This is a genomic window from Flavobacterium sp. 245, from assembly GCF_004362055.1.
Taxonomy (GTDB): domain Bacteria; phylum Bacteroidota; class Bacteroidia; order Flavobacteriales; family Flavobacteriaceae; genus Flavobacterium.
Window position 1 is genome coordinate 273,323 of sequence record NZ_SNXB01000004.1, and the last position, 23,366, is coordinate 296,688.

Consider the following 23,366-nt stretch of genomic DNA (forward strand, 5'->3'; position numbering starts at 1 on the left):
CGCAAAGAACGCAAGTTTTTTTATCTACGAGACTCATATAAAACGCAAAGTTCGCAAAGCTTTGTGTTACAACTTTGCGAACTTTGCGTAAATCTTAGCGCTCTTTGCGATTAAACCACGTTACATTAATTCTTTAATCTTTCGTGTAGTAACTTAAAGTAAGCGAATGCCTTTAATAATCGGCTTCCGTGCCAAGAGAACATTTCTCCGTCAACGAAAACGGTTTTGGCGTGATGCGTAAATCTACCAATTTCGAAAGCATCTTCTTCTTTAAAAGGATAAGGTTCTGAAGAGAGAAAAACAATATCAGGATCGCCGTCTAAACGCATTTTTTTTAATTCTATTTCAGGGTAACGCCCCTTGTCTTCGTAGATATTCTGAAAATGATTCAGCTTTAATAATTCATTTATATAAGTATCATTTCCTGCCACCATATAGGGATTTTTCCAAATAAAAAAAGCTGCCTTTTTTACTTCATTATTCTGAATATATTTTTTGAAATCGCTCAAGGCGAAAACCAATTTGTCATTCCATTTTTGAGCTTCGGTTCGGCAATTAAAGATTTGACCAAAATCTGAAATCATTTGAAAATTATCTTCCACTGAAACAATATTCGTAACCCAAACTGGGCAGATTTCTTGTAATTGATTTACGATTTCTTCTGTGTTTTCTTCTTTATTGCAAATGATAATATCGGGCTGTAAAAGCTTTATTTTTTCGAAATGAATCTTCTTTGTTCCGCCGACAATCTTTTTGGTCGATTTCAAATGATACGGATGCACACAAAACTTCGTAATTCCGATGATTTTTTCTTCTAAACCTAAATCATAAAGCAATTCTGTTTGAGAAGGAACCAACGAAATAATTCGTTTTGGGGCTGTTTCAAAAGAATGAATAGTTCCTAGTTGATCTTTTAGTTCTTTCATGTTTTCTTTGTTTCAGGTTTCAAGTTAATTGGGGTGTGTATTTAACCGCAAAGTTCGCTAAGATTTACGCTATGAACGCAAAGTTCATTTCTTTGCGACCCTTTGCGAAAAACCTTTGCGAACTTTGCGGTTAATTAAGTTCAAAGTAAACTTGAAACTTTAAACCTGAAACCTTAAACCAATAATACTTTCCATTTCCTGCTGCACTTTCAAAGCCTCTTCCCTAGCTTTTTCAGCAAAGTCAGTTCCTTTTGAAGCATAGATAATCGCTCTAGCTGAATTTACAAGTAACCCAATTTTATCATTCATTCCGTATTTGCAAACTTCTGATAAGCTTCCGCCTTGAGCGCCAATTCCTGGAACTAGTAAAAAACTGTCTGGAACAATTTTTCTAATAGCAGCAAAATATTCTGCTTTTGTTGCACCTACAACATACATTAAGTTTTCGCTGTTTTTCCATGTTTTAGAAGTTTCCAAAACTTGTTTGTATAATTCTGTTCCGTTTGTATTTAAAGTCTGAAAATCGAATGCACCTTCATTTGAAGTTAAAGCCAGCATGATCGTGTGTTTGTTTTCGAAAGCCAGAAAAGGCTCAACCGAATCTTTTCCCATATAAGGTGCAACGGTTACACTGTCAAAATTTAAGTCTTCAAAAAAAGCTTTTGCATACATACTTGAAGTGTTTCCAATGTCACCGCGTTTTGCATCGGCAATTGTAAAAACCTCAGGATAATTTTCGTTGATATAATTAATCGTTTTCTGCAATGACATCCATCCTTTTATTCCGTATGCCTCAAAAAAAGCAGTGTTTGGTTTGTATCCAACTGCTAAATCGTGAGTGGCATCGATTATTGCTTTATTGAATTCGAAAATTGGATCCTCGGTCTTTAATAAATGTGATGGAAGCTTGCTTAAATCAGGATCTAAGCCAACGCATAAAAATGATTTTTTTTGAAGTATTTGTTCGTGAAGCTGTTGTGTTGTCATAGTGTGTTTTAATAGTCGCGCAAAATTACGAATAATATTATTAGTTTCAAGTTTCAGGTTTCAAGTTTCAGGTTTCAGGTTTGCTCACTTTTGTCAGGCTGAGCGAAGTCGAAGCCCACGTTACAATTGGAGCGCCCTTCGACTTTGCTAAGGGCGACATAACAGATGTTTCAAGTTCAATTATCTAATTGACTCATTCTCTAATTCTCTAATTACCTAATTCTCTAATTACCTAATTCTCTAATTACCTCATTAACATTGAATTCCTATAACAACTTCTCAAAATTGTGTAAGAAAAAAAGAGGTTGTCTTTTCTAATTTTGGAAAGAACCCAAAAATCAGACAATTATGAGTCCCAACATCGGAATATCGACGAAAAATTTAAAGAAAAGCACTAGCATATTAGCCACGATTTTATCAAATGAAATGACACTGTACGTGAAAACGAGAAAATTTCACTGGAACATTTCAGGAAACAGTTTTATGGAACTGCATAAATTGTTTGAAGATCAATATCGAATTTTAGAAGCGCAGATTGATGAGGTTGCAGAAAGAATAAGTCAGCTTGGTGAAAAGACCATTGGAACAATGAAAGAGTTTATTGAAAATTCGACTTTAAAAGAATCCCCAAAAGAATATGCTTCACAAAAACATATGCTCGAAGAACTTTTAGAAAATCATGAACAATTAGTAACCGAATTTAGAGATTACATTCCGGTTTTTGAAAATGAAGCCAACGACATCGGTTCTGCTGATTTTATCACGGGACTTTTGCAGGAACATGAAAAAATGGCTTGGATTCTGCGACGTTATCAAGTTTAAAAATGTGAATTATGCAGCGTTAATCAAAATAAATGTAACGCCGTCTTAAGTCGAAAATTGCAACTTTACAAAACATTAATTATCTAAAATAAGACTATCATGAATACTACCGAAATAAAAGGAAACTGGAATGAGCTTAAAGGAAAATTAAAGCAAAAATACGCAGATCTAACAGATGATGATTTGATGTATGCTGAAGGAAAAGAAGACGAAATGTATGGAAAACTTCAGCAAAAACTGGGAAAAACTAAAGAAGAATTTCATCAAATCTTATCAGATTTGTAAAACCTTTGAACTCAATCAGGGAATACCGTCTAATACTTGTACTAGACGGTATTTTTTATGAAAATTTAATTTGCTTTTCTTCGATTTTCGTCATTTATAACAAATCTTAAATACAATAACCAAAAATAAATTAAGTATCTTTAACCAAATTTTTATAAAATGAAAGTATTTATAAAGTTCGACATTAATACCATTTGTTCTCTTTATCTAAAACACAACCTTGACAAACAAAATATTAATTTTACAAGTCTTGGGTTTGGTGAGATCGAGATTGCTGACAACCTTGATGCTGATGCTCTTGAAACTTTAAAAAACAATTTGAGTCCGTGCGGTTTTGAAATCGTGGAAAATCAAAAAAGTGTTTTGGTACAAAAAATAAAAGATGCCATAATTGAACTGGTTTTCATGGAAGACAGCAACAATTACAAAAGTTCTGTTTTCTTGGCCGAAAAACTTAATCACAGTTACGGCTATTTATCTAATGTATTTTCGGAAGTAACTTATTCTTCTATCGAAAATTTTATCATTTTACAAAAAATTGAGAGAGCAAAACAACTCATCATAATAAATGAAATGAGCTTGACTGAAATTGCTTTTTTACTAAATTATTCGAGTGTTGCCCATTTAAGCACGCAATTTAAAAATACAACCGGAATTACACCTTCGGCTTTTCAGCGAATAATTAAGAAACGAAGAGAAAATTTAAAATAAAAACCTAAATACCACACTAAAATGCAAAAAAACGCATTATATATTTTATTGGCCGATGATGATGAAGATGATCGTCTTTTTTTTAAGGATGCATTTGAAGAAATAAAAATTCAGACTAATGTAGATTTTGTTCACGACGGAATGCAGTTAATGGATCATTTAAACAATCTTGACAACAAACTTCCGGATATTTTGTTTCTGGATTTGAACATGCCAAAAAAAACAGGTAAAGAATGTTTGATTGAAATCAAAAAAACCGAACGTCTAAAAAATATCATTATTGCCATCTACTCTACTTCATCATCTGAAGAAGATATTGAAGATACATTTATTCAAGGTGCCAATATTTACATCAAAAAGCCGAGCGATTTTAATACGCTTAAAAAAATAATTAATGAAGTCGTGACCGTAAACTGGCACTATCATACCTCTGGGTTAAACCGTGATAATTTCCTGTTGCGACTAAAATAGTATAAGCCTGCCACATGAAATGGATACCAAATTTTAATTCTTCAAACTCATTGAGAGTTATTTTTGTAATCGCAGTTTTCATTCTGTTATTTCTTTCATCCATTGCTTACAAACACAATCAGGACTTAAATGAGTCCAGCAAGCTTGTGATGCATACTTATGAAATAAACATTCAATTAGAACGATTAATGTCAGCCATTAAAGATGCTGAAACAGGCCAGCGCGGTTATATCATAACACGCAATGGCCGTTTTTTAGCGCCTTATCTTTATTCGCGCGACAAGGTAAATGCTTCTTTTATTACCTTAAAAAAACTGACTGCAGACAATGCGATTCAGCAGCAAAATCTCGAAAATTTATTCAAGCTCATTATTCAGCGATTTGTTTCTTTTGAAAATTGCCTAAAATACAGCGATCCCAAAACATACGATAAAAGAAAACTTGACAATCATATGTTTGGTGGCCGAATTTTAATGGAAAATATTCGGTTTCAAGTGGATAAAATGAATGATATCGAAAAAAAATATTTAGAAAAAAGACTTAAAATTTACGATCAGGAAATTTCGTTAAGCCCTATTTTTTCTGTTTCCTTATTTTTAACGGCATTGACTTTTATATTATTGGCCTACAGACAAATCAGCCGTGATTTTGAGCGCTTGAAAGTATACAACAAAAAACTTTTAATTTCCAGCGGTTTGATGGCCGAGTCTGAAGTTATTGGAAAATTCAGCACCTGGCAATGGGATTTGGATTCCAATAAAATCGATTATTCCGACAATCAGTTTCGAATATTAGGCGTTGAGCCGAATGCATTTGTTCCCGAAAAAGAAACATTTCTTGATTTTGTGCATCCAGATGACAAAGATGCCGTTGCAAAATCGATGCAGGGAATTATCGAAAAAAAGAACCTTCCGTTTATTTATTACAAAATTGTGCGCCCGGATCATGAAATCAGGTATTTTAAATCGACCGGAAAATTATTGACAGATCAACAGGGAAGCAAAATTTTATTGGGAATCAATTTTGATATTACCGATGAGCATCTTTTGAATATTGAACTACAGGAACGAAACAGAGAATTAGAAAAAAGCAATAAAGAACTGGCTTCTTTCAATCACGTTGCGAGTCACGATTTACAGGAACCACTTAGAAAAATACAGACTTTTATTTCTAGAGTTTCTGATGCTGATAAAGCCGCAATGTCTGACAGTGCCCGCGAATATCTTTTTAAAATTGAAAGTTCAGCAAAAAGAATGCGTGTTTTAATTGATGATCTTCTTTTATTTTCAAGAACCAATACGACTAAAAAGGAGTTTATAAAATCAAATTTAAATGAACTTCTGGAAAATGCCGAATCTGATTTAGCCGAAATTATTCATGAGAAAAAAGCAGTTATTAATGTTTCAAAACTTCCAAAATTAGAAGTGATTCCGTATCAAATTGAACAGCTTTTTATCAACTTAATCGGAAATTCATTAAAATACAGTCAGCATGACCGAATTCCGGAAATTATTATTGAAAGTGAAAAAGTACTTGCGATCAATTATCCTGATTTATTGGAACAGTCTATAAAGAAATACCACAAAATTACATTTTCAGACAACGGAATGGGATTTGATCCGCAGTTTAAAGAAACTATTTTTGTTCTTTTTCAGCGTCTGCATTCTAAAACCGATTATCCGGGAACTGGAATTGGTTTAGCGATCTGCAAAAAAATTGTCGAAAATCACAGAGGTTATATTTTAGCCGACAGTGTTCCAGGAAAAGGTTCTCTCTTTACTGTTTTTCTTCCAGATTAATAAATACTCAAAATCTTACAAAGAGCGTTTACTGCAAATAATCATTTATTTACAGTAAACGCTCTTTTTTTTTCTGCTTAAAAATCTCTTAAGACCTTTATATAAACAGATTATGGGAATTATATAACGATTCTTTTTTATGCTGTAAAGCAAAATAAGTTATTCGTTAGCACCTTTGTAATGTAATACTTTATGAAGTAACAATGAAAACAATGCCCCTAATAAAAGCATCTATTTTAAGCGTCTTTTTCTTATTGATTATAATCTCTTTTTCAGCATGCGGAAAGAAAGAACATCAAAAAGCAAGTCCGTTTAATAATGAAGTTTTTAGCCAAAACAAAAGACAGCAAATTGATAAAGACCAAGTTGAATCTTCGTTTTTTATTGCTGTGGCAAATGTGAGTAATACTCTTATTTCAAAAAGTCAATTTGCACAAAAACGTTCTCAAAGTCCGATACAGGAATTAAGCAAAAAAATTGAAGATCATCAAAATCAATTGCTTCAAAGAATATCAGAAATGGCAAACAAAAAGCTCATTATTATAACTGATATTAATGTAGCCCACAAAAGAGATTTATATGATTTAATTGCTACTGATTCAAGTTCATTTGACCAAACATACCTGAATTCAATTTCAGAGTCGCTGTCAGAACAGATTAATTTATTTGAAAAAATTTCATCTGAAACAAATGATGAGAAAATTTTAAAATTAGTGCTTCAGTATTTGCCAGAGCAGTATCAGCTTTTGAGAGAAACACAACGATTAAAAACAGAATTTATTTAAACGCCTTAACAATCTATTATTAACTAAATTTTTTACTATGAAAATGCACACTAATTTTTTATGCGCCTTAGCCTTATTTTTTTCAGCTTCATTCGGAATGCTTCAAGCTCAAAATGATGAAAATGTTACTACCGAGTTTGGTGTAAAAGGAGGTTTTAACATGTCTAATTTATATAACAATAATGCCGACGACGAAAATATTTTATACGGATTTAATGCCGGTGTTTATGCAACATTGCCTATTTCAGATTTTATCGCAATTCAGCCAGAACTTTTGTTTACTACAAAAGGTGCCGAATTAGAATATAACAATGCCTTTGCTAGCGGAACCGGAAAATTTAAATTGAATTACATCGAACTTCCTTTGTTAGTGAGAGTAAATGTTACCAAAAATTTTAATATTCATGCCGGTGGATACGCATCATACCTGGTAAGTTCTAAAGTTTCTGGCGACGGTGATTTCAACTTTGACGAAGAAATTAAAGCCGATGATTTAAATAGATTTGATGCTGGTTTATCTGCCGGTGTGGGAGTCGATTTTAATCCAATCAGTATTGGTTTACGATACAATTACGGATTAACAACGATAGGAAAAGAAAGAACCGTTGCGGGAACAACTTTTACTGTTCCAGATGCTAAAAACAGTAATTTATCTTTATACCTGTCGTATAAACTGAATTAGTAAAAACGAATTAATTAACCCTCTAAAAAATAAAAACCATGTCAAATTTATTATACACAATCGCAGTAATATTAGTTATTCTGTGGGCTCTTGGTTTCTTTGTTTACAGCTTTGGAAGCATCATTCACATTTTATTAGTGATTGCCATTGTCGCTGTATTGCTTAGATTGATCAAAGGCAGGGAAATTTAAAAACAAATCATATTAACAATTATATATTAATCATTAAAATCAAATATTATGAAAGCAAGTAACACCATTTTAGGAATTGTTGGCGCTGCAGCTGCAGGAGCATTATTAGGAGTTTTATTCGCACCAGATAAAGGTTCAGAAACTCGTAAAAAAATAAAAGATAAATCGAAAGATTACGGAGACAACTTAAAAACAAAGTTTGACGGAATTGTAGATACTATCAAATCAAACGGAAAAGAAATTGTAGATGAGGGAAAAGCAAAATTTAACCAAGTTAAAGAAGACTACAATTCAATTAAAGACGAGGCAAAAACAGTAAAATCAAACTACTAGTATTATAGTACAAAGTGAGATTTTTAAACCATAAATACCTTATATCATGGAATCAAATGCAACAACAAACGAGAATTTAAATCTTTATGAAAAAGCGGAAAACTATACTAAAACAAGTTTAGAATTACTTAAGCTCAAAACAGTATGTTCAGTCGCAGATGTGGTCTCAACCTTAACATCAAAGATCGCAGTTGGCGTAGTTGTTGCATTTTTTACCTTGTTTCTTAATATTGGGATCAGTTTATGGGTTGGCAAAGAGCTTGGAGAGTATTACTACGGTTTTTTTATCATGGCACTTTTTTACTTAATTGTTGCCATTGTGATTCATAAAACGCATCACAGCTTGATTAAAACACCAATTGGAAACACTATTATTTCAAGCATTTTAAAAGAAGAGAATAAAAACTGATTTAACTATTAATAACTAAAAAAGACTATAATGGAGCCTATTTACACTATTGATCAATTAAATCAGAGAATAAAGTTTTTAGAAAATCTTCAAGACACCGAGTGGTGCTCTATAAAAGACGAAATTGAGGATATTAAAGAAAATTTAAAACCTCTCAACCTGATTCGGAATACGGTTGAAGAAATCAACGAAACTGTTGGTTTTAAAAGCCACATTGCGCAGTCTGCCATCAGTATCGGAATTGGATATTTGGCAAAAAGATTCATCGTCGGAAAAGGCGATTCAATGTTCAAGGGAATTTTGGGCTCAATCGTTCAGCTGGTCGTAACCAATTTGGTTTCGAAACCACATCACGAATCTTCAGATGCATCTTCACAAGAAGAAACATCTCAATACGAACCATCTAAAGAGTAATTTGTCTAACTTCAAATTTTATATCATGGAAAAATTTAGCCATATTGTATTAAAAAACGGAGTATACATGTACTCTAATCTATATAAATGTTTTGAATACACAAGAGTATTTCTCGGTATCTAACTTGTTTATACGTTTCTTTAAAACAAACGATTAAACGGTTAATACATGATTATATATTTAAAGGTTCTGAGGGACTAAGATTCTAAGGGACTAAGGTTTTAGCGAAAGCGAAAGTTTTTTCTAAACCAAAAAAGAGACTGTTTCATTTATGTGAAACAGTCTCTTTTCTATATAAAAAACTCAAAACCTTAGCATCTCAAAACCTTAGTAACTTAGTATCTTAGTATCTCAGAATCTCAGTTATAATTTTGATAAATTGGCAATTTCAAACCCACATATAAATTGCAGGCTTTTGAAGTATTCGAAAACAAATTTGAAATCAGCGAACCAGAACCTACAAACAACGGACCCGCTCTAAAACCAGTTCCTACTTGCGTGCCACTGAATTCCATGTACGTTACCGGAATATAAAAACTGAATTGTCTGGTTTCATATCGAGGCGTAAATGTAATCGAATTTGGAAGTGCAGTTCCGTTTATGTTTTTTGCATTCACTAAACTAAAATCAGTACTTAAATTCAGATAGAATTTGTTATCGATATTCCAGTCGAAATTGGTGTGAAGCGCCGTTGGCAAATTAGCTTTAACACCAGTTCTTGACGAAACCTTTGTATAATGTGTATCGAAGAATTCAAAAATACTTTCTGCATCGTCAATATCATCCTGCGTTACCCTTCCGGCCAAATTATAAGTGTTTTCAGTAACGTTTTTATAATTTATTTTCCCGATATCCGTTACCGAAGCCGCTGCTTTAAATTTGTATCGGTTTCCTATACAAGTATGGCAATTTGTGCGGTATTCGTACGTAAAACCCAAATCAAGCCCAACTCCTGCCGAAGCGCCACTAAATTTAGGGTCATTTCCGTTTTGATAATCATAACTTGCGGCCGTTTTTAATGTTCCCGTCGAATAATATTCACTTAGTGAGGGATTTGCATTATTCTTATTGAAAACAACGCTCAAGTCATTTCCACTCATATAGCCGTTTACACCAGCCAGCAAATATTTCACAGTTAAACCTCCTTTAATAAAGTGATCCTCTTCATCTAAGAAAATTGTTGCATAACTTGCGCCAATTTCTGCCCAAGAATTGCTTACTCCATTTGGGTTGCCGCCTTGAATCATAAAACTATTTGAAACATCAAGATCTTTGTTTAACTCATCAATCAACTGTCCGTTTACATTTATAATTCCTGTAACGCTTCGAACTCTTGTAAAAAAAGCAATACTATGTTCGCGCGTAATATTCAGCATAAACGAAGGTCCTAAAATGTCGAAATTTACATTTCCTCGATTGTTCGTTTTGATGTTTTTGCTTGCGTCTGCCTGAATATCATAATTTCCGTCGAGAACTTCAGCAAAATTAAAGCCGTACAAATCATTTTGTCCTGTTGCGCTGGCTGAAAAAATAGTGACATCGGCTTTGTATTTTGAATCTACGATAACAGACGGATTAAACAAAGCCGACTGGATTCCGGCATAATTGTCGTCCCTGAATCCGAAATACGATTGCGATCGCGCATAAAAAAAGCTTCCAAAGAAGCAAAATAATAGTAAAGTTCTCTTCATAGATTTTTTATAAGGGGTTGGTTGGTTGCGCCTTTTTTTCAAAAAGCACACAAATATTAACAAAAAAATGGCAAAAAAAAACTTGCTTAATCCGATCGATTAAGCAAGTTTTTTTTAGACGCTAAGATACTAAGCCGCTAAGATTCTAAGTTTTAATAAAAAATATTATTAATCTTACTTCGTAAAAACTTCTTGTAGTAATGCTCTTAGTTAAAATTAGAAAGCGAAAGAAAATTCGCTCCGCAACTATTAACAGTTTAATCTCATAAATTTAACAATTTTACAGATAAAAAACTATAAAATTTAAAAACCTAAGAAGGTTCTTGCATTTTTTGCTAAGACTCTAATCCTAAGATACTAAGATTCTGAGTTGCTAAGGTTCTAAGTTTTTTCTTGTTGGGCCAATGTAAAGGATTTGAAATATAGCCCGTGGTTTCAACCACGGGAGACGAATTATAAATATACCGTTTAAAACGAATCGTGAATCAATGCGTCCCAATGGTTGAAACCATTGGCTATATAAAATAAGAGGAATTCAAAAAAAAGCATAATACATAGCCCGTGGTTTCAACCACGGGAGACGAATTATAAATATATCGTTTAAAACGAATCGTGAATGAACTGCGTCCCAATGGTTGAAACCATTGGCTATATTATATACATCGTCCAAAATCAGATACAAACAAAAAAGCCGAACGTAAGTTCGGCTTTTCAAATATTTATAGATTCCAAAAATAAACCTTAGTATCACAGAATCTCAGAATCTTAGCAACTCAGATTAATATACTTCCGAAGCTTCTTTCAATTTCTCCATATTGTTAACCAACTGAAGCTCGGCAACAATTTTCTGGATATCACCATTCATGATGTTTCCTAAATCGTAAAGCGTTAAACCAACACGGTGATCGGTTACACGGCCTTGCGCATAGTTGTACGTACGAATCTTAGCCGAACGGTCACCAGAACTAACCTGAGAAGTACGTTTTGTAGCATCTTCAGCTTCTTTCTTAGCCAATTCCATTTCGTATAAACGAGAACGTAAAACCGTTAACGCCTTATCTTTATTTTTATGCTGCGATTTCTGATCCTGACATTGCGCCACCAATCCTGTTGGAATGTGCGTTAAACGTACAGCCGATTTCGTAGTATTTACCGATTGTCCACCAGGTCCTGACGAACAGAAGAAATCTACACGAACATCGTTCATATCGATTTGAACATCAAACTCTTCTGCTTCTGGTAAAACCATAACAGTAGCAGCCGATGTATGCACACGACCTTGCGTTTCTGTCTGAGGAACACGTTGTACACGGTGAACACCCGCTTCAAACTTCAAAGTACCATAAACATCTTCTCCCGAAACCTCAAAAATAACCTCTTTGAAACCTCCCGAAGTACCTTCGTTCATATCCACCACAGATGTTCTCCATCCTTGGCCTTCACAGTATTTAGTATACATTCTAAATAAATCCCCTGCAAAAATACTCGCTTCGTCCCCACCCGTTCCGGCGCGAATCTCCACCATAACATTTTTAGCATCTTCAGGATCTTTAGGAATCAACATAAATTTGATTTCCTCCTCTAGTTGAGGCAAGCGTTCTTTTGCTTCGTCAAGCTGCATTTTGGCCATTTCGGTCATATCAGCATCGCTTCCGTCAGCAATAATTTCGTTTGCTTCGTCAATATTTGCTAAAACAAGAATGTATTCTTCTCTCTTATCAACCAAAGCTTTTATGCTTTTATATTCTTGGTTGAGTTGCACATAACGTTTTTGATCAGCAATTACATCCGGCTGAATAATCAAATCCGAAATCTCATCAAAACGCTGCTTTACATATTGAAGTCTATCTAACATTTTCTAATTCCTTTTATTGGACTGCAAAATTACAAAATTTTTGTGGAAAATTCTAGTGGTTATTTTTTGTGTTTTTTAAGTCTGATATTTAGTGGAATTAGGATGGTTTTTAGGAGCTTATTCCTGCTATCCGCTATATCTTTTTAGGCAGCATGTTTACGGTTTTAATTTAGCTGTTTTCGTTTGCCTAAAAAGGATGCCGCTGCTATCAGGGCTAGGGATTTGGTTTTAAAATTGCTTTTACGGTTTTCCGTAAGGTTTTAAATCTGAGTAAAAGTAGTTTTGAAAATAAAATAATCCTATCAAAAAGTTCATAGTAACTTTTTTTATATATTTATAAATTATCAAAAAAGAAATCTATACAGAATGTATTCTTAGTAATAAAATTATAGATCAGTAAAAAACAATTAACCCAACCATATGGCAAAAGTAAACTTAGACGCAATTATACCTAGAGAAGATTTTGAAGTTATTGGAAATCAGAACTCAACAAACTTATTTAATTCCATTTCAATTTCAAATTTTACAGGTGGCTTTTTCTACCCTTTTTTAAGAAAACCTGATTTTCAAAGAGAAACGAATGAATGGGATGCAAAAAAAATTGTTGAGTTTATTGAAAGCTATATAAATGGAGAATTAATACCCGCAATTATCTTATGGAGAAATAATTCAGGGCTATACTTTGTAATAGATGGTGCCCATAGATTAAGTGCTTTAATAAGCTGGATAAAAGACGATTATGGAGATGGTGAAATTTCTAAAAAATTTTATGGTGATAGTATTAATGAGGAACAAAAAGAAATTGCAGAAAAAACAAGAAAGATTATCAATAAGAAAATTGGTAGATATGATGATATAATAAATGCTCCATATACTGAGAAACCAAATGAGCAATTAATTCAAAAAGCTAAAAATCTTGGTGCATACTCAATTCAGGTACAATGGGTCGATGGTGATGCAAAAAAAGCAGAAAAATCTTTTTTTAAAATAAATCAACAACCTTCAAAGATTGATCCAACAGAATTAAAAATTCTTGAATCTCGCAAAAAAGGTAATTGCATTGCAGCAAGAGCAATAATTCGTGGAGGGCAAGGACATAAATACTGGTCTGATTTTTCCGCCGAAATTCAAGCTGAAATTCAAAAATTATCTAAGGAAATAAATGAAATCATTTATAACCCAACGTTAAGAACTCCAGTAAAAACATTAGATATCCCAATTGGTGGAAAATTAGTTTCTGCTCAAAGTTTGCCTTTAATTCTCGAATTTGTAAATATGTCGAACAATATTGGACCCGACTTTTCTGAAAATTTAAATGATGACATAAATGGCTCTGAAACACTCAGATATTTAAAAAACACTAGAAAATTGGCTTGGAGGATAAATAGTGTTCATCCTTCTTCTTTAGGTCTACATCCTATAGTATATTTCTACTCAGTTGAAGGCAAACATAAACCTGCATCTTTCTATTTTACTTTAGCATTTATTATTGAATTAGAAAAGAAAAACAAATACAAAGATTTTATCGAAATCAGAGATAAATTTGAAGAATTCTTATTAAATTTCGATTATTTGATACAACAAATATCTAGAAAATATAGGAGTGCATTTTCTGCAATCCCCCATGTTGTTGATTTCTACTTTGTAATTATGAGTAATTTAAAAACTGAATCAAATCCACAAAAAGTAATTGACGAAATTATAAAAAGTGAAAAATATAAATATTTAACCCTTCAAACGTTAAAAGAAGATAAGGATATTTACAGCAATTTTACAACGGATTCAAAATCTGAAGTTTTCATTAAAGAAGCAATTAAAAATGGTTTAAAATGTAAGATCTGTAATGGTTTTATACATAAAAATTCAATTTCAATTGATCATATTGACAGACAATCAGATGGAGGAAAGGGAGATCCAGAAAATGGACAAATTACCCATCCATTTTGTAACACGACTTATAAAAATTAAGTATTATCTACTATCTAGATCAATTTTAAAATTATAATAAAATGCACATTTTAATACTGCTTAAAAATCCCATAATTTAAATGATGAGTAATAAAGAAATCGCAACTCAAATAGGAATATCAACATTAAAAGGAGCTATAAGTGCTATACCATTTATTGGTGGAGCAATTAATGAATACGCATTTGAAGCGAGAGGACGTATTAAACAAGAAAGAGTAAATAATTTTATAAATAATTTTTCAGAATATCTTGCGCAATTCAAGGAAGATAAAATAGATATTGCGCAAATTAAGAAAGAAGAGTTTGGAGATTTTTTTGAGGAAGTTATTATAAAGGTCTCGAAAACTCATTCTGAAATAAAAAAATTGGCGATAAGAAACTTACTAGCCAACCAATTGTTAAGACCTAAAGAAATAAACTATTCTGAGTTATTGTTAGAAATTATCAGTAATCTTCACGAAAAACAAATTCCAATATTAAGAGGTCTTAATGAAGCTTACATATCATCGTACATTGAAGATAGAGGAGAATTATTGGATAAAGAAAGACAACTGAATAAAATTAAAAAAAATTTAAAAGCTGAATATTGGAAACTTGATTCACACGATGAAGCTACATTTTCAGAAATAATTCCAAAACTAGAAGAAGAATTAAACTCTATTCAAGAAGAGATAGAAACACTTAATAATAAAATAGAAAATTCTGAAAAACCATGGAAATCTAATACTTATAATATCCCTCAATATGAATTTTATTTTCTTATTCAAGACCTATGTAATAAAGGATTGTTAGTAGATAATGGAATGAGATATGCTGCTGAACTATACCAACTTGTTGAAATATCACAACTTGGTATAGATCTTATTGATTCATTAAGTGATTATGCAAATGCATAAAACCAGATAGGGACTATATTATATTTATTTCTGCAGCAGTAATAAACAATACTAATTCTTCTTAAAAATAAAAATTGAAATTAAAAAAAACATGAGTAACACTACTAGAACTGCATATCACGAAGCAGGTCATGCATTAATGTCATATATTACAGGTTGGTCAATAAAATCAGTAATTTTGAAATTTGAAAATGAAGAATTAATTTATGGCTTAACAACATATAATTTCAATGATGATGAAATTAACACTCAAGCTAATCTTAATCGAAGAATATTATGTTTACTGGGAGGTCCAATATCGCAGGCTATTTACGAAAACAACTCAATGCTTAACATTGATACATTAGGTAAAGATGGAGAAAATATAGATTATCTACTCTCGCATTTAAAGATAATAGACAAAGAAAATTTTATTCGAAATTCAATTAAAACTACTGCTACAATTTTACAAATTAATGAAAACAAAAAGGCCCTAAAAAGCATTGCAGAGAAATTAATAAATGATCATCAATTATTTGAAAATGATTTTATTCAATTATTGAACAAATTTAATATAACAAGAATGAACTTTGATAATAAAAGTGAGTCATTAACTAAAATTAAACAAAATAATTCTTTTTTTAGTAAAATAAAACTTTTCTTTTTACGATTAGCAAAAGTAGTGGAAAAATCTTAAACACGTGATTGGTGTGTCTTGTCCAAAATAGGTTTACCCGCTCCCAGGCTCTACAAAGTGTTCTTTTATAAAATTAGATAATCGCTGTGCGAAGTCTCCCGACTTCGTACCCACTCCAATTATTCACAAAGAAAAATAAAAACTATTCCAAACGGAATATAGCAACGGGTGCGAAGTCTCCCGACTTCGCACAGCGTAGGGAAAATTTAACGTTTTGTTTAAGCAAAACAGGTGTTTTTACGTGATTGTAAATTTAAATTAAATCCGATGTTTGTTTTTATCTCTTAGCTACTTTCATCTAAATAAATATGATACAAAACATTTGTGTTTATGATTTATCTTTCGAAATTACAACTTAAATAAGTATTTGATTTTTAAATAAGTAGCTTTAAAAAATTACATCTAGAATAATTTAAACAATACAGAATCTAATAATTTTAATCAAATGGATAATTTACTAAATTTTTATTTCAATATGTTCGACAACGCTCTTAATACAAGATTCAACGGTCAATTAACAACCGAATTTGAAACAATTATTAATGAAACCAAGGAAAAGATCAAAGATACTTTAGATGTGGAAATGAAAGAGTATACTGAACAGTGTCTTTTTATTGACCAACAATTTGAAGAATACCTTGCAAACATATAATTTACTAAAAAATTAAAAATGCATTAGAGCTTAATCAAATAATCATAATTTAGAATTATATGAGAACGAAAAAGTAGAATCATTTCAACAAAATGACATTAATAATGCTAAAATGTCAAATGATAAGATTGTTGAAAAATTTAAAATATTTTTAATTGAATATTATGGCAGAAGAAGAAAAACATAATCAAAAATCAGAACCCAAAACAACAACAAAGTCAGCAATAAAAGAGAAAACAACAAAAGAAGTAGTTAAAGATCAAAATTGGCAACTAGTTTATTTATTAGAACAATTTAAAAAAGAAAGCGATAGAGCCGCCGTTATCTTAGTTGCTTCAATAATAGATGAAACTCTTCAAACACTATTAAAATCTTATCTTGTACCAGTTCCATCATCTGAAGATTCTTTATTTGATAATGCTACAAGTCCCTTATCTACGTTTAGTGCCAAAATTGACATTACATATCGTATAGGGTTAATTAGTGGAAAGTTTGCAAGAGATTTACATATCGTCAGAAAAATAAGAAATTCTTTTGCACATGACATATATGGATGCAGTTTTTCAAATGGTTCTGTTAAATCTAGAATCAAAGAATTAGAAAATTCATTTATAATATCACAAAACATTGATAATATAAAAAGAGAAGATATAAAAGATGGAGAAAGAGGGATGTTTTTATATCTAACTTCTGCTATGATTTGGGAATTTAATTCTTTAATAAAAGACAGAAAAGAAATTAAAGAATCTAATTTAGAGTGGTTCTATACCGAAAAAAAGCAATAAGAGATCAACGATATATTATAAACTTCCCAAGCTAGCGCGAGCGTCCCGCTCGTGAACGCAATCCAAATCAATTTAAAAAACTGCATTGGGCACGAGCGGGACGCTCGCGCTAGCCGGAGAATATATTAAAACCTCATCTGAAGAACAAAAAAATTCTTAATACATCACTAACAATTATTCTAAGCAGCATAAACATATGGCCTAATTATAAACAAAATAAACTTTTTTATTATACAGCCGTTTAAATATAAAAATAAATGAATTATAAAACAACATCCGGGTTAATAACAGCATTAAACAATACGCAAACTAAAAAAGATTTTTTTCTAATAATTAGCAATGAATTCCATTTAGCTATAGATTTTTTTATGAATAAAGGCTATTCAATTAACAAAATTAATGGCTTAATAGGTATACAATCTATTGCAAATTATCTAGACGAATATCAATATTTCCGTGATTTACATTATTTATACTGGGGATTATATTGCGCACATTGGACTCATGATCCAATTGAAGAGAAATATTACGACAACTTAAAAGAAATAATTAATAACTCTTACAATACTAAATCTTAATTAATAAATAGAATGCATAAATTTACTTAATCCCGTTAGCACAGATTTGCAATCCCGATCGCGCAGATATATCTGTACGATTCGTTAGCGCGGATTTGCAATCCGTGCCCGCAACAGCAAAACACAATACAAATCATCAAAACCCCGATCGCGCAGATATATCTGTACGATTCGTTAGCGCGGATTTGCAATCCGTGCCCGCAACAGTAATACACTATACAAATCATAAAAAAACAAAAGCTACAATATCATGTAGCTTTTTTATATTTACAAAGAGAACAAACCAATCTTTGCGGACACAGATTGCAAATCTGCGCTAACGAGTTATAAAAGCTTTACCAATAATATAATAAACAAGTACTTAATATGACAAAAAAAGTTTATTTCAAATATGTTACCGCAGAAAGAGCCCTACAAATAATCTCTTCAAAACAAATTCGTTTTTCACAACCAAATGTTCTTAATGATGCTTTTGAATTGTTACCAACACTTGATATGGAAAAAATAAAAGAAGATTATTTAAAAAAAACTAACAACACAGACTTAAAAGGCCTTGAGAATTTTACATTAGAAATCACAAATACATTATTTGAATCATATTCTACTAAAGGTATATTGTCACTAAGCTCTAGTTTTGAAATTCAATTAATGTGGGCTCATTATTGTCAAAATTATACTGGTGTTGTAATCGGATTTGATGTAGAAGAAGGACTCATTCCTTCTAGTTATGAAAGATATATTTTTGACAAAGTAAAATATAGCAATAAAAGATTTCTATATCCTAATGAAAATCCTGATAGCAATCTTATGTTTCACAAAGATAAATGCTGGGAATACGAAAATGAATGGAGAATTGTCAGACCTCTAAAACGCTTATTACAAGTTAAGGATGGCATTTACGTTTCTGAATTTCGTCCTTCAGCCATTCGATGTGTAATCTATGGCCCTCTTATTAATCCAAACGATCGCAACTCAATTTGTAAAGCTCTTAATCATCCAGGCTACTCACATGTAGGTCAATATGTTTCAGATCTAGATGATAGTAATTTTGAAATTGATATCGATTATTTATCTTCAACTTTTTCGGATGAATCAAGTATGGTTTATAACAAAGAAGAACTTACGCTTAGAAATTTTAGGGAAACAATGCTATCAAAAGGAAAATTATTTCAAGCAATGGGAATAATCTCTCCTGATCAAAAATTTAATCGTTTTAAAGATTCAATTGATCTTTACACAAATGAAATTATTGATTAATATTTTTTGACCCCGATAGCGCGGATTTGCAATCCGTGCCCGCAACAACAAGACACAATAAAAATCATCAAAAATATAAACCAATCTTTGCGGGCACGGATTACAAATCCGCGCTATCGTACGTAATATGCTTTCGTAATATTATTTCAAACTTAACTTATGTAAATAATCCCGATCGCGCAGATATATCCGTACGATTCGTTAGCGCGGATTTGCAATCCGTGCCCGCAACAGTAAGACTCAAAGCAAATCACTAATGCAAAAGTTACACAAATTATATGTGCTTTTTCATATTTACAAAGAGAATTAATCAACTCGCTCCTTAGCGCCGATTTGCAATCTGTGCTCGCAAAGCTGAGTAAAAGCAACAGTAGAGCGTTTTTAAAATAAGTATAACAAAACAACATCTAAATCATTTTCTAATCCTGAATAATTTCTTGCCGAACTAAAATAATAATCTTCAGCGGAACTAACAGTTTTGTCTTTTACAGGATTGTTATGGATGTAATCTATTTTTTGCTTAATAAATTTATTGCTGTAAATATGTTCTGCATGGTAGCCATTTTGCCATACTTTATAAGTTTGGTTCTTTTTTAAATGTTCACAGGACTTTTGAAAATATTCAAGCATCCATTCTCTTCTGCTTTCAGGTTCATCTATTATAGTTTGTATTATTTTTTTTGATGTAAATTTTTTAAAATCTCTAATAATATCAGATAACACAAAACCATTCGTTCCTTTGCAAAGCAAATGAATATGGCTGCTCATAATGCAATAAGCATAAATTTCTAAACCTTTATTTTCCTGACAATACTTTAAAGCACTTATTAAGATGTTTTTCTGATTTAGTCTTGTAAAAATATCTATCCATCCTACAGCAGTTACAGTTATAAAATATGCTTCCTCAGTTGTTGTTGCTTTGCATTTTGTCGACACGTTCTTTTTTCTTACAAAAATAAATAGTATAATAGAAAATTTTACTTTTTTATTTTTGGAATAGTTAAGGAATTACTGTGTGGGCACAGATTGCAAATCTGCGCTATCGTTGCGGAAATATATATATGCTAAAGGTATTTTTTGCAAAGAGAACTAATCCAAACCAATCTTTGTGGGCACGGATTGCAAATCCGCGCTAACGTTTCTGAGATAAATCTGCGCGATCGGGTTCTCTTCGATAACTTAACTGTACGGCATTCTCTTTGAAAACTGCATCGTAATGTCTGATTTCTTTCATATTGTTAGTTTAATATCAAAATAATTACAGCTGATTTATACAAATTTCGGTCTTATTGAGGAAATACAGCTTAAAAAAAGGTCATTTTTACCTCATAGCGCCGATTTACAAACTATCAGTAATCTTCTTCTTGTCTTATTTTATTACAAAAAAAACTTTTTATGGTTACTTAAGCATCTTGCTTTATTTTATTTTACACAAATGTAAGAAATTACCTCTACTTAACTAAATTAAATCACAACCTTAAGCTTTTCATTATGAAACAATTAATCAGGAAAAAATTAGCAACTTCACTAAGCCCTAGAAATGACTTATAACATAAAATCATAACATTATGAAAAAACTATTGATTATTTTAACAATTACAACTTTTTTCGCATGCGATTCAAAAGATGACAATGATGTTAACAGTTTTTATCTTAATACAGATATTGATTTTTCAGTCTTTAATGCCGATGGAGAAGATCTTTTAAATCCAGAAACCCCAAATCATTTAGACGAATCCCAAATAAAATTATTTTATGTAGTAAATGGCGTTACTGAGGAATTTTTTGAAGGTAATTTAGACTATCCTAAAAATATCAGGATTTTAAAAAAAGGAAAACAATATGTTATTGGAGTAGGTCTGAATCACTCCGAAAATGGTAAATCAATCACCTATATTCAATGGAACGAAAAAGATACAGATACGATTGAAGCTACTTTTGCTAGAGGCAAAACCTTTATTTATCCTAAAGATGTTTGGCTTAATGGTAAGCTTGTTTCAGAAGGCACAAAACGTTTCGACAGCCCGTATGTTAGATTAACTAAGTAAGCTTGATAAATTATGAATTAAAAAGAAGTCGCCTATTAGGCGACTTTTCTTTTACAAATATCATGTAGTTTTTTTTATATTTAAATAGAGAACAAACTAATTTGTTGACAAAGAAATATTTTTTCTTCAAATCTAAATTGTAAAAAAAATGCCCGCTCCGCGAAGAATATCTGATGAAACGCTACGCAAATGTCTCTGACTTTGCGTATTTTTTTTCATCTTAAAACCATAATCCTGTCAAAAGTCTCCCGACTTTTTACGAATTGATCTAAAATAATTATTTTTATAAGCATGAACGAGTTAAAGTCAGAGACTTTGAGACGTCGTTGCTTTGAATAAATTATAGTAAATTGGCGCAAAGTTAGAGACATTTGCGCAGCGGGGTAAGTTATGGTTATAACTCAGAGAATTTAACAAAAATGTAGATTTCAACTATGGAAAAGAATTTTTCAACTACAATAATCGCTCTTCTATTTATAATTTGTTTTTCATTCACTTCTTGTAAAGAAAAAGACGAAAATAAAATTAAGATTACCGAAAGTCAGGCTTTAAAAATTGCTGAACGATATGGTATTACTGGAGATAGTGTAGACATATTTTTTAAAACCTATAGCTACTCAAAAACCAGTCTAGGGTATAAAAAAGGAAAAAGAAAACTGTATTACTGGGATATTTCTAAAAAATGTAATCATTGTCCTTTTATACAAATTGATGCGATTACAGGAAATGTGTTTTCTGAGGGTAATTACAACTACGTATATTAAAATATGGAAAATAACAAATCGCATTAATACTATAGCGCAGATTTGCAATCCATGCCTGCAACAATAAAAATCATCAAATACAAAAGCTACAAAAATCATATCGCTTTTATTTATATTTACAAAGAACAAATCAATCTATAAGAGCTTTGTTTATAGTTTTAGAACGCATTCTCAAAACCGTAAATCAGTAAAATTTAAATGAAATGAAAAATCTCTTCCTATATTTCTCCATATTATTCCTGTTTAGCTTTAGCACTACTTTATTTGCCCAAACACAACTCGAAATGAATCAGATCGCTATGGATAATTTAAAAAAAGCGGATAATGAACTTAACAAAGTGTACAAGAAACTTGTACAAAAATTAGATGAAAAAGAGAAAAATTTACTGATTACAGCGCAGAAAGACTGGATAAAATTTAGAGATTCGAAATGTGATTTTGAAAAACAAGGATCTGAAGGAGGTAGTATTCAGCCATTAGTATATTATACCTGTCTGGCTGAATGCACCGAAGATCGAATTAAAGATCTAAAAAGAAATTTAGACGATTACAACCGCTAATAAAAATTTAAGTTTATCATGGAAAACTTCGACTGGACATCTTTCACCAAAAAAATAGCCATTAAAGCTACAATCGGCGATCTTTATAATGCTTGGACAATTGCAGCAGAATTAGAAAAATGGTTTCTCGAAAAAGTAGTTTTTTTTAATCCAAATGAAGAACCAATTGGCGAAGACAAAAATACTTCAGAAGGCAATACTTATGAATGGCTTTGGTATTTATACAAAGACGCAATGAAGGGAAAAATAATGGCTGCCAACGGAAAGGACTACTTACAATTTACATTTGAAGGAACTTGTCTTGTTGATATAAAATTGAGCGAAAGTAATGGCTATACGATCGTTGAACTCCACCATCATAATATTCCAACTGATGATAGTTCGAAACAAAATATTAGGTTGGGCTGTTCAAACGGCTGGCATTTTTATTTGACTAATCTTAAATCGGTTTACGAGGGTGGATTAGATTTACGAAACAAAGACAGCGACTTGAACCCAATGATAAACAACTAAGTTAAATACTATTTCAAAATGGATTTTATAGCAATACTATCTGGCCGAATTATTCTCGAGTTTTTGGGAGCTTCTGCACGATTTCTGTATTTCAACTTATCAACTTTGCTAAATGACAATGATTTTAGAACATTTTCAAGTTTCTGGTCGCCAAGTGTAAGCAACAAGAAAAAAGATGAAAACAGTGAAATGAATCATATGATTGGCGTTTTATTTTTTGGCGCTTTGATAATGCTATTGATCATCTTTAATGCGTAATTGATGAATCGCTTCAAAATAAATCAATCCTAAAAAATATTCTCAAACG

At 31.6% G+C, this 23,366-nt stretch carries 28 protein-coding genes; 23 read left to right on the plus strand and 5 right to left on the minus strand.

Features of this window, described 5'->3' with window-relative positions:
* Positions 1-125 precede the first annotated feature (125 nt).
* Positions 126-926, minus strand: a complete 801-nt coding sequence (locus tag EV145_RS09955; RefSeq protein ID WP_133525066.1) for an ABC transporter substrate-binding protein — start codon at positions 924-926, stop codon at positions 126-128.
* 159 nt (positions 927-1,085) lie between these two features.
* On the minus strand, positions 1,086-1,913 hold the full coding sequence (pyrF, locus tag EV145_RS09960) for an orotidine-5'-phosphate decarboxylase (protein ID WP_133525067.1): 828 nt from the start codon (positions 1,911-1,913) through the stop codon (positions 1,086-1,088).
* Positions 1,914-2,261: 348 nt separating this feature from the next.
* Here pyrF and EV145_RS09965 point away from each other — a divergent pair, with 348 nt between their 5' ends.
* The 11 genes from EV145_RS09965 to EV145_RS10015 all read left to right on the plus strand — a co-directional run bounded on the left by EV145_RS09965 (position 2,262) and on the right by EV145_RS10015 (position 8,815).
* A complete protein-coding gene (locus tag EV145_RS09965) occupies positions 2,262-2,735 on the plus strand; it encodes a Dps family protein (protein ID WP_133525068.1) in 474 nt (157 codons plus the stop codon).
* Positions 2,736-2,834: 99 nt separating this feature from the next.
* Positions 2,835-3,020 (plus strand): CsbD family protein, encoded by a 186-nt coding sequence (locus tag EV145_RS09970; protein ID WP_133525069.1) that lies wholly within the window; start codon positions 2,835-2,837, stop codon positions 3,018-3,020.
* Positions 3,021-3,179: 159 nt separating this feature from the next.
* On the plus strand, positions 3,180-3,731 hold the full coding sequence (locus tag EV145_RS09975; protein WP_133525070.1) for a helix-turn-helix domain-containing protein: 552 nt from the start codon (positions 3,180-3,182) through the stop codon (positions 3,729-3,731).
* Between the two features lie 21 nt (positions 3,732-3,752).
* On the plus strand, positions 3,753-4,202 hold the full coding sequence (locus EV145_RS09980) for a response regulator (RefSeq protein ID WP_133525071.1): 450 nt from the start codon (positions 3,753-3,755) through the stop codon (positions 4,200-4,202).
* Positions 4,203-4,216: 14 nt separating this feature from the next.
* Entirely contained in the window at positions 4,217-6,001 is a 1,785-nt protein-coding gene (locus tag EV145_RS09985) for a CHASE3 domain-containing protein (RefSeq protein ID WP_133525072.1), read from the plus strand.
* A gap of 212 nt (positions 6,002-6,213) precedes the next feature.
* Positions 6,214-6,786 carry a DUF4142 domain-containing protein gene (locus tag EV145_RS09990; protein ID WP_243739243.1) on the plus strand — a complete coding sequence of 191 codons (573 nt, stop codon included), beginning with the start codon at positions 6,214-6,216 and terminating at the stop codon, positions 6,784-6,786.
* A 37-nt stretch (positions 6,787-6,823) separates the two neighbouring features.
* Complete coding sequence (locus EV145_RS09995) at positions 6,824-7,468, plus strand: porin family protein (RefSeq protein ID WP_133525074.1); 645 nt, start codon at positions 6,824-6,826, stop codon at positions 7,466-7,468.
* 38 nt (positions 7,469-7,506) lie between these two features.
* Positions 7,507-7,659 carry a lmo0937 family membrane protein gene (locus EV145_RS10000; protein ID WP_115886438.1) on the plus strand — a complete coding sequence of 51 codons (153 nt, stop codon included), beginning with the start codon at positions 7,507-7,509 and terminating at the stop codon, positions 7,657-7,659.
* Positions 7,660-7,707: 48 nt separating this feature from the next.
* Positions 7,708-7,992 (plus strand): YtxH domain-containing protein, encoded by a 285-nt coding sequence (locus tag EV145_RS10005; protein WP_133525075.1) that lies wholly within the window; start codon positions 7,708-7,710, stop codon positions 7,990-7,992.
* A gap of 46 nt (positions 7,993-8,038) precedes the next feature.
* Positions 8,039-8,401, plus strand: a complete 363-nt coding sequence (locus EV145_RS10010; protein ID WP_133525076.1) for a hypothetical protein — start codon at positions 8,039-8,041, stop codon at positions 8,399-8,401.
* 30 nt (positions 8,402-8,431) lie between these two features.
* The gene (locus EV145_RS10015) at positions 8,432-8,815 is read left to right on the plus strand and encodes a hypothetical protein (RefSeq protein WP_133525077.1); all 384 of its coding nucleotides are present in this window, start codon (positions 8,432-8,434) and stop codon (positions 8,813-8,815) included.
* A 360-nt stretch (positions 8,816-9,175) separates the two neighbouring features.
* Here the strand turns inward: EV145_RS10015 and EV145_RS10020 are convergent, their stop codons facing one another.
* Positions 9,176-10,507, minus strand: coding sequence for a DUF5723 family protein (locus tag EV145_RS10020; protein ID WP_133525078.1), 1,332 nt, complete (start codon positions 10,505-10,507; stop codon positions 9,176-9,178).
* Between the two features lie 778 nt (positions 10,508-11,285).
* A complete protein-coding gene (prfA, locus tag EV145_RS10025; protein ID WP_133525079.1) occupies positions 11,286-12,362 on the minus strand; it encodes a peptide chain release factor 1 in 1,077 nt (358 codons plus the stop codon).
* Positions 12,363-12,782: 420 nt separating this feature from the next.
* Between prfA and EV145_RS10030 the strand changes: the two genes are divergently transcribed.
* The 7 genes from EV145_RS10030 (at position 12,783) to EV145_RS10060 (ending at position 19,174) form a co-directional block, all read left to right on the plus strand.
* A complete protein-coding gene (locus EV145_RS10030) occupies positions 12,783-14,330 on the plus strand; it encodes a DUF262 domain-containing protein (RefSeq protein ID WP_133525080.1) in 1,548 nt (515 codons plus the stop codon).
* Positions 14,331-14,410: 80 nt separating this feature from the next.
* Positions 14,411-15,226: a hypothetical protein gene (locus EV145_RS10035; protein WP_133525081.1), complete on the plus strand. Its 816-nt coding sequence runs from the start codon at positions 14,411-14,413 to the stop codon at positions 15,224-15,226.
* Between the two features lie 91 nt (positions 15,227-15,317).
* Positions 15,318-15,902 carry a hypothetical protein gene (locus EV145_RS10040; RefSeq protein ID WP_133525082.1) on the plus strand — a complete coding sequence of 195 codons (585 nt, stop codon included), beginning with the start codon at positions 15,318-15,320 and terminating at the stop codon, positions 15,900-15,902.
* A gap of 445 nt (positions 15,903-16,347) precedes the next feature.
* Positions 16,348-16,554 (plus strand): hypothetical protein, encoded by a 207-nt coding sequence (locus EV145_RS10045; RefSeq protein ID WP_133525083.1) that lies wholly within the window; start codon positions 16,348-16,350, stop codon positions 16,552-16,554.
* A gap of 164 nt (positions 16,555-16,718) precedes the next feature.
* Entirely contained in the window at positions 16,719-17,339 is a 621-nt protein-coding gene (locus EV145_RS10050) for a hypothetical protein (protein WP_133525084.1), read from the plus strand.
* A gap of 257 nt (positions 17,340-17,596) precedes the next feature.
* Entirely contained in the window at positions 17,597-17,917 is a 321-nt protein-coding gene (locus tag EV145_RS10055; RefSeq protein WP_133525085.1) for a hypothetical protein, read from the plus strand.
* 366 nt (positions 17,918-18,283) lie between these two features.
* Positions 18,284-19,174 (plus strand): DUF2971 domain-containing protein, encoded by an 891-nt coding sequence (locus tag EV145_RS10060; RefSeq protein ID WP_133525086.1) that lies wholly within the window; start codon positions 18,284-18,286, stop codon positions 19,172-19,174.
* Between the two features lie 381 nt (positions 19,175-19,555).
* On the opposite strand, the gene EV145_RS10065 is transcribed toward EV145_RS10060, so the two are convergent.
* Positions 19,556-20,110 (minus strand): REP-associated tyrosine transposase, encoded by a 555-nt coding sequence (locus EV145_RS10065; protein WP_133525087.1) that lies wholly within the window; start codon positions 20,108-20,110, stop codon positions 19,556-19,558.
* A gap of 632 nt (positions 20,111-20,742) precedes the next feature.
* On the opposite strand from EV145_RS10065, the gene EV145_RS10070 reads away from it, so the two are divergent.
* The 5 genes from EV145_RS10070 (at position 20,743) to EV145_RS10090 (ending at position 23,317) form a co-directional block, all read left to right on the plus strand.
* Complete coding sequence (locus tag EV145_RS10070) at positions 20,743-21,222, plus strand: hypothetical protein (RefSeq protein WP_133525088.1); 480 nt, start codon at positions 20,743-20,745, stop codon at positions 21,220-21,222.
* 434 nt (positions 21,223-21,656) lie between these two features.
* On the plus strand, positions 21,657-21,986 hold the full coding sequence (locus EV145_RS10075; protein ID WP_133525089.1) for a hypothetical protein: 330 nt from the start codon (positions 21,657-21,659) through the stop codon (positions 21,984-21,986).
* A gap of 203 nt (positions 21,987-22,189) precedes the next feature.
* A complete protein-coding gene (locus tag EV145_RS10080; protein WP_133525090.1) occupies positions 22,190-22,546 on the plus strand; it encodes a lysozyme inhibitor LprI family protein in 357 nt (118 codons plus the stop codon).
* 18 nt (positions 22,547-22,564) lie between these two features.
* Positions 22,565-23,059: an SRPBCC family protein gene (locus tag EV145_RS10085; protein WP_133525091.1), complete on the plus strand. Its 495-nt coding sequence runs from the start codon at positions 22,565-22,567 to the stop codon at positions 23,057-23,059.
* Between the two features lie 18 nt (positions 23,060-23,077).
* Complete coding sequence (locus EV145_RS10090) at positions 23,078-23,317, plus strand: hypothetical protein (RefSeq protein WP_133525092.1); 240 nt, start codon at positions 23,078-23,080, stop codon at positions 23,315-23,317.
* Positions 23,318-23,366 lie beyond the last annotated feature (49 nt).